This window comes from Paenibacillus sp. strain BS8-2 (genome assembly GCF_054483835.1).
Window position 1 is genome coordinate 4,364,418 of sequence record NZ_CM137010.1, and the last position, 18,262, is coordinate 4,382,679.

Genomic DNA, 18,262 nt, shown 5'->3' on the forward strand with positions numbered 1-18,262 from the left:
AATTCCGTTTCCTTCAATTCCTTTTTTCATTAATCTCGTACTTGGCCATTGCCAATGATCCGATACTTCGTCGATGTCAGAGCAGGCAATCCCATCGGTCCGCGTGCATGGAGCTTCTGCGTACTGATCCCAATTTCCGCGCCGAACCCAAACTCGAATCCGTCCGTGAAGCGGGTTGAAGCATTATGATAGACGGCAGCTGCGTCGACTGCCTGAAGGAAATGTTCGGCGTTCGCATCGTTTTCTGTGATGATACATTCCGAATGTTTGGTGCCGTAATGTCGAATATGATCAAGTGCACCGTCCAGATCGTCTACGATTCGAATGTTCAAAATATAATCATTGTATTCGGTCGCAAAGTTTTCAGTGGTCGCTTCTGTTATAGCTATATGGCCTGAGAGCAAGGCAACTGTGCGCGCGCAGCCTTTGAATTCGACATTCGCTTTGACCATAGGGGCAATGATCTCTTCCAATTGCTGTCTCGTATAAGAGGCGTGTACTAACAATGTCTCGATGGAATTACAGACAGAAGGACGTTGAACTTTAGCGTTATAAGCGATATCGGAAGCCATCGCTAGCGATGCGGACTCATCCACATACACATGGCATATACCTGCGCCTGTTTCGATGACAGGGACCGTCGCATTCTCGACGACGTTACGGATCAGCGCCGCTCCACCTCGCGGAATCACGACATCCAGCAGACCGTTAAGCTTCAGCATTTCGTTGACCGAAGCACGGTCGGAATCCTCGATTAATTGAACGGCATCAGGCGGCAGGGCGGTGGAGCGTAAAGCGTCCCGCATAATTCGGACAATGACACGATTGGACTCTAGGGCCGCTGAGCCGCCGCGAAGCACGACACAGTTACCTGTTTTGAGACATAACCCAGCCGCATCTACTGTTACATTAGGACGTGCTTCATAAATCATGCCGATTACGCCAAGCGGAACACGAATTTGCTGAATCGATAATCCGTTTGGTCTTTGTATCGCTTCTAGTTGTTCTCCGACCGGATCTGGAAGCGATACGATCTGACGCAAGCCCTCGGCTATACCTTCGATTCGTTCCGCGTTCAATGCGAGTCGATCCAGCAGGGATGAGGACGTTCCATTTTCTCGTCCATTATGGAGATCCTCAGCATTAGCAGTCATGATTTCTTCTTGTCGCTCGACAAGCGCATCCGCAATTGCAAGCAATGCTTCGTTTTTCTGTTCGGTAGTCAGTCGTCCTGCGGCAATCGCCGCTTCTTGCGCAAGCGCAGCCTTTGTTCTTACTTCACTTATCATGCCTGACATCCTCCTCGCTCATGCTATGATTGTAGCGACACCCATTCGTCGCGATGGATAACCTCTATACGGTGTACGTCTACTCTTCGAGACGCTTCCTCACTGCCAAGTCCTGCAGCAGCCTGCAGCTGCCATGGCGCGTAATTTACCACGCCTCTACCAAGGATAATACCGTTCCTGTCAACAACCTCAACCACATCTCCGGGATGGAAATCCCCTGAGCTGTCTATGACCCCTGCAGGCAGCAGGCTCTTGCCCCCAGCAAGCAAAGCGTTAACAGCACCTTCATCGACCGTAATACGACCTTGCGGCATCGAGTGGAAGCCCAACCATTGTTTCTTCATAGACAAGCTGTGCAGCTTAGTGTCAAAATACGTGCCGCTGCCGGTGCCGTTGACGGCAGCGGTAAGATCACCTTCATGGGTCACTTTGCCGATAAAAGCCCCGACACCGCCGCGCATGGCGATTCTTGCCGCCTCGATTTTGGAGCGCATGCCTCCGGTACCAACAGCCGATCCGGCTCCGCCTGCAAGGCGGAGAATCTCTTCGGATATTTGATTCACACGTCCGATCTTGACAGCCTCGGGATTTTTGCGTGGATCCTCTGTATATAAACCATCCATATCGGTAATGATGATCAGCTTCGAGGCTTTGGTCATCGCCGCTACGAGTGCAGAGAGGTTGTCATTGTCGCCGAACTTTAAGACGAGTTCGTCGGTGGCGACAGTATCATTCTCGTTAATTATAGGTATAATTCGGCGCTTCAACAGCTCTTCGATCGTCATAAGCGCATTCTGGATACGTCTGCGATTGGAGAAGTCCGCACGAGTAAGCAGAATCTGGGCGGCTACGATATTATATTGGCCTAGCTCCTCTTGGTAAGCTTGCATGAGCAGCGCTTGACCAACGGCTGCAGCTGCTTGCTTCTCATGAACGACTTTGGGCCTCGTCGGGTATCCAATCCGGCGGAAGCCAGCAGCTACCGCGCCTGAGGTTACCAGCATCACAGCATGGCCTTCGGCGTGCTGGGTTGCGAGCTCCCCGGCGAAATAACGTATTCGTTCTTTGTTTAAGCCGCCTTCTTCCGAGGTCAAGGAGCTGCTTCCAATCTTCACAACGATTCTATCCGTCATCGCGTCACATCCGTTCTTATCATCCATTATTCATGAATCTAATCTTACCGCAGTGCCGCTGGGATGCTTGGACAGCGGCAACAAAAAAAGACCTTCATCCCTAATCAAAAGGACGAAAGTCTGCGCTTCCGCGGTACCACCTTTATTGACGGCCAGCTTGATTGCAAGCAGGCGCATCCATCTTCGTAACCTCGTAACAGGAGGCACTGTCCGGCTTGTCGCCGGCCGTTCGGAGATAGGTTCAGCAAGCGGTCATCGGTAAATTCTTGCAGCCTAAGGAATTTACTCTCTGGGCGTGGCTTGGCTTGCGTACTGGTCCCGTCATCACGTTTCATGTTCAATTACATTTAGAATAGCATGATCAGCGGGACCTGTAAAGCAAGTCAAATCACCATTTGAACCCTAATGCCGCATATCGATAGCCTTATTTGTTGAAGATACCTAGGTTGCCGATTCGAGCGACAGCTTCGCGAAGTCGATCTTCGTTCGTGAGCAGACCTAACCTTACATAACCTTCGCCATGAGTGCCGAATCCAATGCCTGGTGCAACGACTACATCAGCTTCGAACAAAAGTTTGTCCGCGAACTGTTCGGATGTATAGCCCTCGGGTACGGGTAACCAGCAGAAGAAGGAACCGCCTGGTTTGTCGGCTTTCCAGCCGATTTCATCCAGAGCTTCGAACAAAACGTCCCGTCGACGTTCGTACATGGCGGTTAGTTCTTCGACGCATTGCTGCGGGCCTGTCAGGGCAAGCGCCGCAGCTTCTTGGATGCCGCCGAACAGACTGCAATAGTAATGGTCCTGGATCAGATTAATTAAGGAGATGATCTCTGGATTGCCAAGGGCAAATCCAACGCGCCATCCCGCCATATTGTAGGTTTTGGACAAGGTATAGAACTCGATGCCTACTTCCTTGGCGCCAGGCGTTTGGAGGAAACTGAGTTGTTTCTTGCCGTCGAATCCGATTGCGCCATATGCGAAGTCGCTTGCGATCACAATATCGTGACGTTTGGCAAAGGCAACTGCTTCAGCATAAAAATCTTCATTTGCAACTGCGCCAGTCGGATTGTTCGGATAATTCATGAACATCAGCTTGGCTTTGTCAGCGATCTCGTCACTAATCGCAGTAAGATCCGGCAAGAAGCCATTATCTTTGGTCAGTGGTAAAAAAGACATTTCGGCGCCTGCGAGTGCGACACCTGACCAATAGTCTGGATATCCAGGATCGGGAACAAGACAGACATCGCCTGGATTAAGAAGGCATTGGCTAATCTCGACGAGTCCCGTCTTGCCGCCGAACAAGATCGCCACTTCAGTGGCAGGGTCTAGCTCCACGCCGTAATCTTGTTTGTACCGTGACGCCACTGCTTCTTTGAGAAACGCGTAGCCGCTAAACGGCGGGTACTTATGGTATAGAGGATTCGCCGCGGAATCCTGTAGTTGCTTCACGATATGGGGAGGCGTCGGTTGGTCCGGATTGCCTTGTCCCAAGTTGATGACATCACGCCCTTTGGCGATCTGTGCATTCGCTTTACCTACCAACTTGGCGAAAAATTGCGTCGGCAAAGCCGACATACGTTCCGCGGGTTGAATCCGCTTTTCCTTGACTTCCATCATCATCACTTCACTCTCCACATTGCTTGCTGCATCCGTAGCGCTTAAATCGCTTGGACATTAGCAATAATGTAGCACGAACGGCAACTATTCGGCTAGCTCTGGAACGCCAACTTTGCGGATAAAAGGTTTAATATCCTTGTCGAAGAGCATCAAATATGGTTTGCGAGCATCATCAAACACCAATAGAAGCGGCGGTTTATCCTGGCAATAAAATAAGAAGAGATCCTGAGCTGTCACGGTTACAGCTCCTGCGGTAACGACAGTCGGCTTGTCTAACGGAACACGATATACAAAAGTGCAGCTACTATCGCTCGTTATTTGCGGCGACAGCCCGGATACGGATTTAATCCACGATTTCGCCATTTTCTGAAACTTTTTGTCATTAGCGACTGTCTTTACGATTTTGCCTTGCGAAACATCAAAAGCTTGAACGGGTTTTAACGTGCCTTCATTAGGATTGTTGTTGCTGGAGCTATTGGTACTGTCGGAACGCGCTTCAGGGCTTAGGCCAGCAAATGCTGAAGCGGTTGGAGCGACAAATGCAGATACTAGCAGCAGCACGGCAGCTGCTATAATAATGAATCGATTGGACCGAATAAGCACAAATGATCATCTCCTAATGGGTAATGTCTTGAAAGTTGCTTTCCTGTTTAAGTTGTCCATCTTGACAGAGAAGCATGAGGCGGTATCATTAGGGAAATAACGTTACCTGGAGGAATGAGGCACATGGCAACAAAGCTGCGGCTGGCACTGCTGCAAATGTATATCGAAGCGGGCGATCCGGAGCGAAACTTCGGCAAGCTGCGTGAGCTGATGGAAAAAACGATGGAAGATCCTAATAAACCTGATGTACTATTGTTCCCAGAGATGTGGAATACTGGATACGCTCTAGAGGAGATCGAAGGATTAGCGGATGTCGAAGGGGCACGCACAGTCGAGATGCTTTCTGCTTTCAGCAAAAAACACGGCGTGTATATCGTAGGCGGATCAATTGCGGAGAAACGCGAAAATGGTGTCTACAACACGATGCTGGCGTTTGACCGAGAAGGCAATCGTATTGGCGATTATTCGAAAATTCACTTATTCAGGCTGATGGCAGAAGAAAAACATCTGCAAGCCGGAGATAAACCTGGCAGCCTTACGATTGAAGATGCGGAAGCGGGTATGATGATTTGTTACGACATCCGTTTCCCTGAGCTCGCGAGAAAGCTGGCGCTAGGCGGCGCCAAGCTGCTATTCGTAGCTGCAGAATGGCCGAATCCGAGATTACATCATTGGAGGACACTCTTGACCGCTCGGGCGATCGAGAATCAAATGTACGTCATTGCTTGCAACCGGATGGGGCAGAGCGGTGAGACGTCGTTCTTTGGTCATTCTATAGTCATTGATCCATGGGGAGAGATTATTGCAGAAGCAGGCGAAGATGAGATGGTACTGTTCGCTGATATCGACTTGTCTTTGGTGGATGATGTGCGGACGCGAATTCCAGTATTTGAGGACCGACGCCCACAGTTGTATTAATCGTAGATGTTGGAGGAGCTAGGGAACCATACGGTCCTAGCTCCTTTTGTTGTGGTACTGGCCTATCGTTTCATTAAGTGTTGTGATAAAGGATTGAGCAGCTTTGGATAGATACCGTCCCTTGCGGCTGGCAATAACGAGCGTCCTTGTCGGTTTGGAGATTAGCGGCAAATAAACCGGCGCAAAGTCCCCACCCATAGGCCGAGTCAGCATCTGAGGGACAAAAGCGATGCCCATACTGCCCGCTACGAGTGACTGCACGGTTTCGATATTACTGCTCTCGAACACGATCTTAGGCGAGAACCCGGCAGCTTCGCAGAGCTCGACTGTAATCTGGCGAAAGCCTTGTCCGCGTTTGAGACCGATAAACGGTTCGTCCTTTAGCGAGGCAATATCGATCTTTTCATTGCTTTGGGCCAAAGGATGTTGTGGAGGTACGGCAAGGCAAATCTCTTCTTCAAGAAACGGCTCCCAGGCAAGCGAGTTGTCTATAAGAGGAAGAGAAAGCAAACTTATATCGGTGCCGCCGCTTGCGGTAAGTTGTTCCAATCTCGCCGTCGTTTCTTCTACAAGGACGACTTCAATCTGTGGGAACGAGGAGCCGAAGACAGGGAGCACAAGAGGGAGTACATGCGAGCCCGTAATGGGAAGCGTTCCAACAACGAGACGGCCTCGCCGCATCTGAGCCATGTCGTCCATTTCCTGCTTTAACTGCTCGACAGCATCCAGGATGCCTTGAGACTTGTCCACAAAAACTTGCCCCGCCTGCGTGAGCTCGACCGAGTTGGTCGTTCTACGAAAGAGGAGTACGCCCAGCTCCTGCTCAAGCTTCGATAATTGCTGACTGAGCGAGGGCTGTGCGATATGCAGCTTATCTGCTGCGCGTGAGAAATTTTTTTCACTTGCGATTTGGATCACGTAATTCAATTGTCTCAATTCCATTGCAGGAGTACACCTCTCAATTAAAGATTCAAACTTATAGTCATTACCTATAGATGTTATAGATATTATATCTTAGATCAATGAAGAAAGACATGTTATGATTACAATAATTCATTAAACAAGTTGCGAAAAAACGCAATTACGAACTCATGGGGTGAGCATAATGTCGAAAAAAACAATGTTCGAGAAAATTTGGGATAACCATGTTATTCACCAAGAAGAAGGAAAACCAAGCGTTATCTATATCGACCTTCAGCTGGTACACGAAGTAACTTCGCCGCAAGCTTTTGAAGGACTTCGTTTGACAGGCCGCAAGGTTCGCCGTCCGGATCTGACGTTTGCAACGATGGACCACAACGTGCCAACTAAAGACCGTTTCAACATCAAGGACCCTATTTCGAAGCAGCAGATCGACACACTTACGCAAAACTGTAAGGACTTCGGCGTTAAGCTGTTCGACCTTGACAACATCGATCAAGGCGTCGTTCACGTAATGGGTCCTGAGATCGGCTTGACGCATCCCGGCAAAACGATCGTTTGCGGCGACAGCCACACATCCACGCACGGTGCGTTCGGCGCTCTGGCATTCGGTATCGGAACTAGTGAAGTTGAGCATGTTATGGCAACTCAATGTTTGCAGCAATCCAAAGCGAAAACAATGGAAGTTCGTTTCAACGGCTCCCGCAAACCTGGCGTAACAGCAAAGGACCTTATCCTTGGCGTTATTGCGCAATACGGTACTGACTTCGCGACTGGTTATGTTATTGAATATACAGGTGAAGCCATTACGAGCCTGACAATGGAAGAGCGTATGACTGTCTGTAACATGTCCATCGAGGCAGGAGCACGTGCAGGTCTAATCGCGCCGGACGAAACAACATTCGAATACCTGCGTGGACGCGAATATGCACCAAAAAACTATGATGAAGCCGTTGCCGAGTGGTCGAAACTGACTACTGACGAAGGTGCAACTTATGATACGATCGTTGACTTTGATGTTGACGCATTGATTCCGCAAGTAACTTGGGGCACTAGTCCAGGCATGGGTACAAACATTACTTCTAATGTTCCTAACCCAGCCGATCTGCCTACCGAAAACGAACGTAAAGCGGCTGAGAAAGCACTTGAATACATGGATCTGAAGCCAGGCACGCCAATGACCGAGATCGAAATCGATTATGTCTTCATCGGCTCCTGTACGAATGGTCGGATCGAAGATCTTCGTGCCGCAGCAGAAATTGCGAGAGGCTACAAAGTTAGCGAGAAAGTAACAGCAATTGTCGTTCCAGGTTCCGGTCGCGTTAAGCTGCAAGCGGAGAAAGAAGGTCTGGACAAAGTGTTCGTAGAAGCAGGTTTCGAATGGCGTGATGCGGGCTGTTCCATGTGCCTAGCGATGAACCCTGACGTATTGCAGCCAGGTCAACGTTGTGCTTCCACATCCAACCGTAACTTCGAGGGACGTCAAGGCCGTGGCGGCAGAACACATCTGGTTTCGCCGGCTATGGCAGTTGCGGCAGCGGTTAACGGACGTTTCACAGATGTGCGTGACTGGGAAGTCAAAGCGCCTGTGTTGAACTAACCAAAGGGAACGAGAGAGGGGAAAACATACATGGAACCATTCAAACAGCTAACAGGCATCGTAGCTCCCGTAGACCGGGTTAACGTAGATACGGACGCCATTATTCCAAAACAATTCTTGAAACGAATCGAGCGCAGCGGCTTCGGCCAATTCCTGTTCTTCGAATGGCGTTTCCACGAAAACGGTGAAGTAAACGCCGAATTCGAGCCAAATAAACCGCGTTACGAAGGTGCTTCTGTACTGATCTCACGCGCGAACTTCGGCTGCGGCTCCTCGCGTGAGCATGCGCCTTGGGCGATTCTTGACTACGGCTTCCAAGTCGTAATCGCACCATCCTATGCCGACATTTTCTATAACAACTGCTTCAAGAACGGCATCTTGCCGATCAAGCTGAGCGAAGAGCAAGTAGAAGACCTGTTCCAACGCACAGCTAAACATGATGGCTACAAGCTGAAAGTTGATTTGGAGAACAAACTCTTGACTGATGAATACGGTCTAGAGCTCGCATTCGAGCTGGATGAGCATCGTCGTCAATTCTTGCTTCAAGGGCTTGATGATATCGGTCTTACCCTTCAACATGAAGATAAGATCACAGCATATGAGCAAAAACACCTAGCTAGATTGGTATAAAATCAAGCTAAGTTTAGAGAGGACATCCGTCATAAATCGGATGTCCTCTTTTTTCCTTTAATCGCAACTTTTTCTGTCAGAAAGCGTCTAATGGTTGTCCGGCATGTCGAAGGTCGTCATGCTTATCGGGCAAATCAGTCATCGAGGTGGGAAATGAAAAAGTTTGTATCCATTCTGCTGCTCATGTCGTTATTGTTCACGCTGTTCGGGTCCGTAGGACATGCCGCCAACGATTCGCCCAAGTTGTTCCTGAACGGAATTGAACTTCACTCGGATGTTGAACCACGAATCGTTAATAATCTAACACTCGTGCCGCTCGCCATTCTGTCAGAAGGATTGGGTTATGAGGTCGAATGGGAACCTGATCTAAGAAAGGTAACCGTCAAAAAGGAGCAGACCATCATCGAGTTGATCATCGATCAATCGACAATCAGGGTCAATGGCGTTCCGCAAGAGACGGATACGAAACCCGTCATTTTTAACAACAGAACAATTGTACCAGTCAGACTTGTTGGAGAATTGCTCGGCCTTACATTCGAATGGAAAGCGGACACCAGGGAAGTACATATGTTCGAAGAAAAAGAAGAGCCGCAGCCGGAAGTGCCAGAGGTTCCGGAAGTAGGATACATCACAGCTGTATCGATGGACGAACAATCGGTGATCCGAATCGCTCATGCTGGAGGACATCTTCCTGGCAAGCCGATGATTCTCGATAATCCAAGAAGATTAGTGTTCAATTTTCCTTACACCACTTTCATTCCACAATTAACGGACTTATTCGTAAAAGGTCAATTCGAGACAACTGTAACGGATAATGAGTTGCTGACGGCATATCGTTATTCGCAGTTCTCGACGAGTCCGCTCACGGCTCGAATTGTTATTGTAGTCGGCGAAGATACCGGCTATGTGCTGTCCTCGACAGATAACGAAATCGCAATTGCCTTAATGCCTAGTGCTGAGGTTCCTGCTGAACCTGAAGAACCAGTAAAACCTGTCGAGCCAGAAGTGCCTGTTGATCCCAACCCGACAACACCGCCAGATCCATCGGCGAATGTGTATGATATCGTACTTGATGCAGGCCACGGTGCCAAAGATCCAGGCGCATTCAGCAAACCTATGAACCGATGGGAAAAGGATTTTAATTTGTCGGTCGTACTCAAATTGAAAGCCGAGCTAGAGAAGGATTCAAGAATACGCGTTCATCTGACGCGTTCCGACGATACATTTGTAGAGCTGCTTGATCGAGTTAAATTTGCTGAATCCGTCAAAGCGGACTTGTTTATTTCCGTCCATGCCAATAGCTACGATAACACCAGCGTGAGCGGTTCGGAAACGTATTACGAGCGCGCGGACAGTAAGGCTTTCGCAGATGCGATGCACAAACATGTACTGGCAGGTATGGGCTTGCGTGACAGAGGTGTCAAGAAAGCTGCGTATAAGGTCATTAAAGAAACAACAATGCCCGCCATTCTGATCGAAGCGGGATATATGTCGAACACAACGGATGCTGCAGCACTGTTTGATGCGAAGACACAAGATAGGCTGGCAGTAGAGCTTACTAAAGGTATTAAAGCCTATCTGAAGTTGAATTAGAAAGCGAGGTACCTCATGAGTACAACGACTTGGAAAATTCGAACAATCGTAGTAGCTTCGGTATTTGCATTATTGCTGGCTGGTTGCGGCAACGACACACACGATAATCATAACGGAGGAGCCACAGTTACGGCTTCTCCTGAGAGCGAGCCAACGGTTACTCCGAGTCCCATACCAAGCGAGACGCCCGAACCGGAACCTCAGTTGCAAGAACAGGAGGTGTCGATTTTCCTTACGGACAGCCAGTTGACCGAGTTGATCGAACGCAAAGTAACCATTTCATTTGCAAGCGATGAAGATCTCATTGCTAAGACGATGAGCTCGCTGCAGGAGAACGAAGGCACGAATGTATCCCTGTGGCACGACATTACTGTCGAATCGATCAAATTAGAAGATGGAATCGCCACAATTGATATTTCATTTGCTGACGAAACGCGGTTGGGCGCTCCTGGCGAACTGATGCTGATTGAGTCGCTACAACAATCGATGTTCCAGTTCTCGTTTGTTGACGGTATTCAGCTGCTTGTGAATGGAGAAACAGTGGAAAGCGTGATGGGTCATGTTGAGCTGGATCATCCCATGGTTAGAGAGTAGTAGATTTAGAGGAAATCTGTCGTCGTATGCCGAATAGAGTAACAATCAAATCGAAATTATGCATACATAACGTTAGGACACGAAGGGGAAATGAATAATGGTTTTGCATCAAACTTGGAAAAAAATCATGACCGGTGCACTCGTGTTTTCGTTAATAGCGGGAAGTGGAACCACCCTACTGACGAACCCGGTTCCCGTATCGGCCGATGTTGCTGTAACTGCACGAACGACGCCGTTCACGGATATGCCGAACGGTCACTGGGCGGAGAAACATGTGGCCAAGCTTTCACTTCAAGGCATTATTACTGGATATCAGAATCCTGCTGACGGTACCTTTGCGTTCAGTCCAGAGAAAAGTATTAGTCAGCAAGAGGCCGTTCTGTTAGCGCTTCGATTCGCTGGATTGGTAGACAAAGTAGATCATGATACACTGATCGTGTTCGGAGAAGGTTTTAATGTAGACGAATTTTTTAAAGCATACATCGATTTAGCGTTCTCAGAAGGTTTGTTAGATAGTGAAGAGGAATATCAGATTGCAGCAGCTGATCCGTCTACGGCGTGGGGATCGAAGCCAGCCAGCCGCGAGTGGGTAACCAAGCTGATCGTCAAAGCGATTGGGCAAGAAGCCGCTGCTTCTCAGCTGGAGGATGCACCTTCTACATTCGAGGATGCGGACGATATTCAAAGCCGTTACTTAGGCTTCGTCAATGCTGCATATCAGCTTGGACTCATCAAAGGTGTGACAGAAACCGAATTTGCTCCCAAAAGCAATGTGAATCGTGCAAGTCTCGCGACACTGTTCAGCAGGGCGCAATCCAGTTTCCCGGTTGACTATCCGAATCAAGTGAGCGGTATTGCAACAAATATGAGTGCAGATTCCGTTACCGTTTATGATTCTGGCGAGTATTTGACTTACACGTTGGACGATAATACATTATATTATCATTTCAACACCGACAAACCGATTACTAGAGACCAACTGCTAGAATATGGCGATGTGACAGTCATCGGTAAGGATGGCAAAGCGCTTTATATCGAAGTGCAAGGCGATGTCCAGCATACCCAAACGATTAACGGTACATTTGCCCAATACAATGCGTCGTCCAAAGTCTTTTATCTCTGGGTGAACAATGAACCGCTCGGAATCGATTACTCCGAAGCGATGACCATTAAGGATACGGATGGCAAGACGCTTGCGATTGGCGATGTGCCCGCAGATGCTGTCGTAACTTTAACTCAGGAAAACTTCGGCGATGATCCGCAAGCTATTAGTATGGTTGTGCAGGCCAAAGAGGCGGTTACTTCGATGAAGGGCAGCTTCTATGATTATGACGCCAAAACAATCCGGTTTATCTCTGATAACGAATACGTGACAAAGCCATTGGCCGTTGGGGTAACCGTTGAGATTTCGGGATTAAGCAATTCTACATTGGGCGATCTCATTCAAGATGAAGATCAGCTCGAGATTAGTCTGAACGACCAAGGTCAAGTCACGAAGATCAAAGTGCTGAACCGCGATGTGAAAGTGTTGGCGGGGGCTCAAATTCTATCTTACGATAAAGCGGAGAAATTTATTTTTGTAAAGGTCAATGACGGTCAGCCTCTCGCTTTGAACTTAACGGACAAAACTACTTTCCGTTACAGCGGCACGACACTGGAAATGGACGCTGCTTTATCCATGATCAATATGAACAAAAACGTATTAATTCGTTATACAGGCAATAATGCGGTATCTATGGACTTTGTGCTTGATTATTCGGGTACAATTACTGAAATCGATGCCAAAGCAAAAACCATTACACTTCTAACTTCGGAAGGTTATTCGGTTAAGCTGCCGTATGCGATCACGACAGTCGAATGGTATAGCCGTCCGAATGCGGTTCCAGCTGACCTGAAAACGGGTGATACGATATCTGTTTCGCTGAAGCTCGACAAGGTTGAAGCATCCGCTATTCGCGTACACAAGGTATTCTCGTATGAAGTGGTATCAACCGATTTGATTAATAAACGGATGACACTTAAGACGAGCAGCAACGAGTCGGTAATGGTTTCACTTTCGAGTGTTAAGTTGCTGAAGCCGGATGGAACAGCTGCGCTTTCTTCGGCGTTCCGGTCTGGGGATAAGGTTGAAGTGACCTATATCGGAAGCTCTGCTATCCAGGTACGAGAAGTGGCGACTAGCACTGTTTCTAACGGCTAATTGTTGATTGGACGCTTTAGGATGCGGCTATGCGGGAACAATTTGTGAAAAAACTGCCCCAATGGGCAGTTTTTTTATGGAAAATTGCGTATTTGTAGTTGCGAAGCGTGTCAAATTTCGCTACACTTTGAACGATAGTGTTAATACCGGAGGCCAATGATGAATGCGAAACAGAAGATGCGTCATATATTAGACGTAATCGCCGAGATGTACCCTGATGCTCATTGCGAGCTGCACCACGACAATCCGTTCGAGTTGACCATTGCCGTGTTACTATCGGCGCAGTGCACGGATGAAACCGTAAATAAAGTGACGGCTGAACTGTTCCGCAAATACAAGCGTCCCGAACATTATCTAAGTGTACCACTGGAAGAGCTTGAACAAGACATTAGGCGAATTGGTTTATTCCGCAGCAAGGCTTCGAATATTCAGAAGCTTAGTCGAATACTGATCGACAAGTACGACGGGGATGTCCCTCGAACTCACGAAGGATTAACCGAACTTCCAGGCGTAGGCAGGAAAACAGCGAATGTCGTCATGTCCAATGCATTTGGTGTACCGGCCATCGCAGTGGATACACATGTGGAACGTGTTTCGAAGAGACTCTCCATTGCAAAGTCAGATGACAACGTCCTCGAGGTTGAGCATAAACTGATGAAGCTGGTGCCAAGAGATGAGTGGACCTTGACGCATCATCGTTTAATTTTTTTCGGTCGATACTTTTGCAAGGCACAGAATCCGCAATGTCCGGTCTGTCCGCTGCTCGAGTTATGCAAAGAAGGTAAGTTACGTATGAAGCCAGCGGCAAAGACCAAACATAAAGAGAAGAAAACCAAATTAAGAGCTGAAGGATGATGAAGATGAAATGTATCTCTGTATACACAAATAACTTTGAACTGTTTTCCGATATTTATGAGCAAGTGCTTGAATCCCCTCCGCAAGAGAACGAAGATATTGTAATCGAAGGCGTAACGGTGAGTGGTTCTGGAGATGTGCCTGATCAATATATCGACCGTATGCGCGTGAAGCCTGAAGTTGTCGTTATGAAAGAAAAAGAACGTAATATTATGATTCTTCAGCACGGTAATGTATTCGAAATTTGTTTGCCTTCCACTGACGAAGAAAAAGCTGTTTAATAAAACGCCCATCATGCTCGACTCCATTGCTTGTAAGAATGGGCGAGCTTGATGGGCTTAAATCTGTTAAAGTTAATTAGAATATCATCGGAGATGACGGTAATGAAAGTGCAAAACATAGCTGAAGCGTTACAACATATCGGTAATGAACTGGGAGCCTCAGGCGATCATGTCAGAGCCGTACAAGCGCATGAGCTTAACAGTAAGCTGACCGAGGGTCGGCTTACTGTTGCTTTATGCGGACATTTCTCGGCAGGTAAATCAACACTCATTAATGCGCTATGCGGCGCAAAGCTGCTGCCGTCAAGTCCTATCCCGACAAGCGCGAACGTCGTTTCGATTCGAGGCGGCGAGCGTGCTGTTGCAACAGTTGAGATGGAAGCGGATGGTATGATCTCTCACCATGAGGTGCCAATCGACGAACTGGACACGTATTGCAAGGATGGCGAACGATTCCTCTCCGTATCCATCGAATATCCTAGCAAGCTATTAGGATTCGAGGTGACACTGCTAGATACGCCAGGTATCGACTCGACAGATGATGCGCACAGAATGGCGACTGAGTCTGCACTGCATCTGGCTGACGTTGTGTTCTACGTCATGGATTATAATCATGTGCAATCCGAAATTAATTTCGCTTTTGCAAAAAGTTTGAAGGATTGGGGCAAGCCCCTCTATTTCATCGTCAATCAGATCGATAAGCACAGAGACCGCGAGCTAAGTTTTGAGAATTATAAGCATAGTGTGGAAGAGGCATTCCATGCTTGGCATTTGGAGCCGGCAGGCATTCTCTACCTGTCGCTTCGCCAACCGGAGCATCCTCATCATCAATGGAATGTGTTGCTGGGTTTGATCGAGGAGTTGAAACAAAACCGGGAGGAGCTGTGCGCGTACAGCGTAGATGCTTCGCTTCGCCATTTGGTTCATAGTCATGCCAAATGGGAAGAAGAACGCCTAATGCCGGAACGTGAACGCTGGATTGCAGAAGCTGGAGGCGAAGAAGCGTTAGCTGGCGCAAAGGCAGAAGAAAGCCGTCTTGAAGGACTTATTCAATCATTGGTACATGGAATGGAGCAATATCGCACTAAGCTTCGTATCGAGCTGCAGTCCATATTAGATAATGCCAACATTACTCCGGCTTCGCTTCGAGATCTTGCACATTCGTTTCTAGAGAGCCGTCGCCCTGGATACAAGGCGGGTTTGTTGTTCTCAGGCGCCAAAACGGCTGCGGAGCAAGAACGGCGTCTGGAGACGTTTAAGACAGAGCTTGGCAGCTTGACCATCGCATCAATCGATTGGCACGTCAAGCAGCTGCTCAGAGGCGCTGCCTCAAATTCCGGATACGCAAGCGACAAGCTAGAGCCCATTCTTACTGAAGAGCTTGGTTGGCTGCCCGATGGAGAATGGTTGCTGTCTCGTGTTAAACAAGGCGCCGTATTCGGTAACGAATACACGATGATTTATAGCAAAGATATGGCTGCTGATGTGAAAGGCGAATATCGGAGACGCGCGCTTGCAATCATTGATGTGCTGAGCGAATTCGTATCGGCTTCGAGTGAAGCAGCAGTAGTAGAAGCTAGGCAATCACTTGTCGCGCTGAGCGGGAAGACAGCAGCGGTAGATGCGCTGAGAGGACTAGACCAAGCGATGTTAGAGAGGCAAGCAGCGCTGAACAGCGTGTTGCCTGCGCCATTGGAATCACCTCGTCTGCCTCATCCAGATGATGTTGCGGTTACAGCTAATGATTCAGCTGCTGTTGCAATAGAGGCGTTAGCTGCTAATCCTGTAGACAAAGAAACGTCTAGACATGTAAGCCGTGAGGTTGCAGCAACGTCGCTTGCTGCGACTGAAGATCCGCTATCAATTGCCGGAGAGGCATCATCGATTCGCATGAAGCAGCAGGCTTCAGCAAAACGTATGCGTAAAGCTGCGGAGCTGCTTGCGCCGTATGGGATGCTTAAGAATTCTGCCGCATCGCTCAGCGAGAAGGCTGATCGGTTATCCGACAGCCGGTTTACGATTGCTTTATTCGGAGCATTCAGCGCGGGTAAGTCATCATTGGCAAACGCGCTGATAGGAGAAGCTGTTCTTCCGGTATCGCCTAATCCCACGACAGCCGCCATCAACCGTCTAATGCCGCCAACGGAGCAGTACGGTCATGGCACGGCACGCGTGTCGATGAAATCGACTGAAGCGATGCTGGACGATCTGCGATATTCGTTATCCCTGCTAGGTGAACGAGCGACAAAGGAAACGTTGCCCGATGGCGCATCGATCCTGACAGTCATTGATCGACTCTCTCCAGATGCGATTGGAGCCGGGGGAAGACCGCATTACAGCTTCCTTCGTGCTGCGAGAAACGGCTGGAAGGAGCATGAGGCGCTGTTAGGTCAAGAGCTGCATGTGGATCGTGAAGCTTACGCACAGTTCGTAGCGGATGAATCTCGATCTTGTTTCGTTAACGAAATCGACTTCCACTACAACTGTCCATTGACTGCGGAAGGAATCGTACTCGTCGATACGCCTGGTGCGGATTCGGTGAACGCAAGGCATACCGGGGTGTCCTTTAACTATATCAAGAATGCGGATGCCGTTCTTTTTGTCACGTATTACAACCATGCATTCTCTCAAGCTGACCGACAATTCCTAGATCAACTGGGACGGGTTAAGGATCAATTCGAGCTAGATAAAATGTTCTTTATCGTTAACGCTTCGGATCTTGCGGCAGACGAAGAGGAGCTGCAGCATGTGCTTATGCACGTCGAGCATAACCTGCTGCAGCATTCGATCCGCCACCCTCGTTTGTATCCAGTCTCGAGTATCGAAGCGTTGGATGGCAAGGCGGACGGTAATCCAGCAATGCTGGAACGTTCGCGCATTCGTGCATTCGAGCAAGACTTCTTGTCATTCATCGCAACCGACCTTGGCGCTCTTGCGAGCGATTCCGCTGAACAGGAGCTCAGGCGGACGATACAGCAGCTCGAGGGATGGATTCGCGGTGCCCAAGGCGATGAAGCGGCTCGCGTAGCAGAACTCGCTAAGCTGGAGTCTGCGCTAGCAAGCGTAGAGGGACCAATCTCTCTACTCTCCGAGACGCCATTATCTGAAGGGCTAAAACAGGAAATGAACGAATTGCTTTATTATGTTGCTCAGCGATTGCAATTCCGATTGGGCGACTTTTATCATTTGGCCTTTAATCCCGCATCGCTGCAAGATGATGGGCGCGATTTGAAGCGAGTCGTATGGACGTCGTGGCTGGAGCTCCAGCGATTGGTGCAGCGTGAGCTCTCGCAAGAGTTGCAAGCGACCTCGCTTCGCGTCGAGCGCGCTATTAACGGTTCGCTAAAACAAGGTTATGCGAGCAGCTCAGCCCAGCTGAATGCGCTGCTTGGCGAATACGAAGCGGCTGCATTCGAGTTGATGTCGTTGCTGCCTCCTGCGGAAGGTACCCCATGGGAAGAAGGCAGCGTGGAGGCCAAATGGTTATGGAGCCGATTTAAGTCGCCCCGCCAGTTCTTCGAAGGCGAAGGGAAGGCGCAGCTGCGCAAAGAACTGGAAGCCATCGTCGTACCATCCATTCAGCAATGGACCTCCTCGGCTAGCAAGGCGTGGCAGTTTCATTATGGTCTCGAATGGTCGGCGGCAGCGAAGAAGACAACACTCCGTTTGCGTGAAGATGTTTCCGCGTATGCGGAAGGAAAGCGTCAATCTCTCTCCGGCGGCTCGACAGTTGATCAGCTGAAGGAACTGCGAGACGGATTAATCCATATCCAAAACGTCTGATCTTTTGTTTCATCTATATCACTATTCGCTTAATGCTTTTGCCGATGTCTTACGAATCGGCAAAAGCATTTTTTTGTTTTGTGTGCATATGTGCAAAAATGGAGCAATACGCACATAATGGCATCTATTTGTGATGATTTAGGAGGTATGTTGGTTTCCATTTCCGGTATCGCCATAATTAGCGGATACACTCAATAATTCGCAAAATTATCGAATTTGCTCCTCCATACCGATGCTGGTAATA

14 protein-coding genes are annotated in these 18,262 nt (G+C 48.7%); 9 read left to right on the plus strand and 5 right to left on the minus strand.

Features of this window, described 5'->3' with window-relative positions; translation table 11 throughout:
- Positions 1-29: 29 nt before the first annotated feature.
- The 4 genes from ACX1C1_RS18795 to ACX1C1_RS18810 form a co-directional block, all read right to left on the minus strand.
- Positions 30-1,286, minus strand: a complete 1,257-nt coding sequence (locus tag ACX1C1_RS18795; protein WP_458957720.1) for a glutamate-5-semialdehyde dehydrogenase — start codon at positions 1,284-1,286, stop codon at positions 30-32.
- Between the two features lie 26 nt (positions 1,287-1,312).
- A complete protein-coding gene (proB, locus tag ACX1C1_RS18800; RefSeq protein WP_458953708.1) occupies positions 1,313-2,422 on the minus strand; it encodes a glutamate 5-kinase in 1,110 nt (369 codons plus the stop codon).
- Positions 2,423-2,846: 424 nt separating this feature from the next.
- Positions 2,847-4,043 carry an aminotransferase class I/II-fold pyridoxal phosphate-dependent enzyme gene (locus ACX1C1_RS18805; RefSeq protein ID WP_458953709.1) on the minus strand — a complete coding sequence of 399 codons (1,197 nt, stop codon included), beginning with the start codon at positions 4,041-4,043 and terminating at the stop codon, positions 2,847-2,849.
- Between the two features lie 81 nt (positions 4,044-4,124).
- Positions 4,125-4,643 carry a hypothetical protein gene (locus ACX1C1_RS18810; RefSeq protein WP_458953710.1) on the minus strand — a complete coding sequence of 173 codons (519 nt, stop codon included), beginning with the start codon at positions 4,641-4,643 and terminating at the stop codon, positions 4,125-4,127.
- 123 nt (positions 4,644-4,766) lie between these two features.
- On the opposite strand from ACX1C1_RS18810, the gene ACX1C1_RS18815 reads away from it, so the two are divergent.
- Complete coding sequence (locus ACX1C1_RS18815; protein WP_458953711.1) at positions 4,767-5,561, plus strand: carbon-nitrogen family hydrolase; 795 nt, start codon at positions 4,767-4,769, stop codon at positions 5,559-5,561.
- Positions 5,562-5,597: 36 nt separating this feature from the next.
- Here the strand turns inward: ACX1C1_RS18815 and ACX1C1_RS18820 are convergent, their stop codons facing one another.
- On the minus strand, positions 5,598-6,503 hold the full coding sequence (locus ACX1C1_RS18820) for a LysR family transcriptional regulator (RefSeq protein WP_458953712.1): 906 nt from the start codon (positions 6,501-6,503) through the stop codon (positions 5,598-5,600).
- A gap of 163 nt (positions 6,504-6,666) precedes the next feature.
- On the opposite strand from ACX1C1_RS18820, the gene leuC reads away from it, so the two are divergent.
- The 8 genes from leuC (at position 6,667) to ACX1C1_RS18860 (ending at position 18,018) form a co-directional block, all read left to right on the plus strand.
- A complete protein-coding gene (gene leuC, locus ACX1C1_RS18825) occupies positions 6,667-8,082 on the plus strand; it encodes a 3-isopropylmalate dehydratase large subunit (RefSeq protein WP_458953713.1) in 1,416 nt (471 codons plus the stop codon).
- A gap of 30 nt (positions 8,083-8,112) precedes the next feature.
- The gene (gene leuD, locus ACX1C1_RS18830; protein ID WP_458953714.1) at positions 8,113-8,712 is read left to right on the plus strand and encodes a 3-isopropylmalate dehydratase small subunit; all 600 of its coding nucleotides are present in this window, start codon (positions 8,113-8,115) and stop codon (positions 8,710-8,712) included.
- Between the two features lie 153 nt (positions 8,713-8,865).
- On the plus strand, positions 8,866-10,305 hold the full coding sequence (locus ACX1C1_RS18835) for an N-acetylmuramoyl-L-alanine amidase (protein WP_458953715.1): 1,440 nt from the start codon (positions 8,866-8,868) through the stop codon (positions 10,303-10,305).
- Between the two features lie 15 nt (positions 10,306-10,320).
- Entirely contained in the window at positions 10,321-10,899 is a 579-nt protein-coding gene (locus ACX1C1_RS18840; protein ID WP_458953716.1) for a GerMN domain-containing protein, read from the plus strand.
- Between the two features lie 97 nt (positions 10,900-10,996).
- Complete coding sequence (locus ACX1C1_RS18845) at positions 10,997-13,099, plus strand: S-layer homology domain-containing protein (RefSeq protein WP_458953717.1); 2,103 nt, start codon at positions 10,997-10,999, stop codon at positions 13,097-13,099.
- 159 nt (positions 13,100-13,258) lie between these two features.
- Positions 13,259-13,954 (plus strand): endonuclease III, encoded by a 696-nt coding sequence (gene nth / locus ACX1C1_RS18850; RefSeq protein WP_458957721.1) that lies wholly within the window; start codon positions 13,259-13,261, stop codon positions 13,952-13,954.
- Positions 13,955-13,959: 5 nt separating this feature from the next.
- Positions 13,960-14,235: an NAD/NADP transhydrogenase alpha subunit gene (locus ACX1C1_RS18855; RefSeq protein WP_458957722.1), complete on the plus strand. Its 276-nt coding sequence runs from the start codon at positions 13,960-13,962 to the stop codon at positions 14,233-14,235.
- A 102-nt stretch (positions 14,236-14,337) separates the two neighbouring features.
- Positions 14,338-18,018, plus strand: a complete 3,681-nt coding sequence (locus ACX1C1_RS18860) for a dynamin family protein (RefSeq protein WP_458953718.1) — start codon at positions 14,338-14,340, stop codon at positions 18,016-18,018.
- The last annotated feature ends 244 nt before the right edge of the window (positions 18,019-18,262 follow it).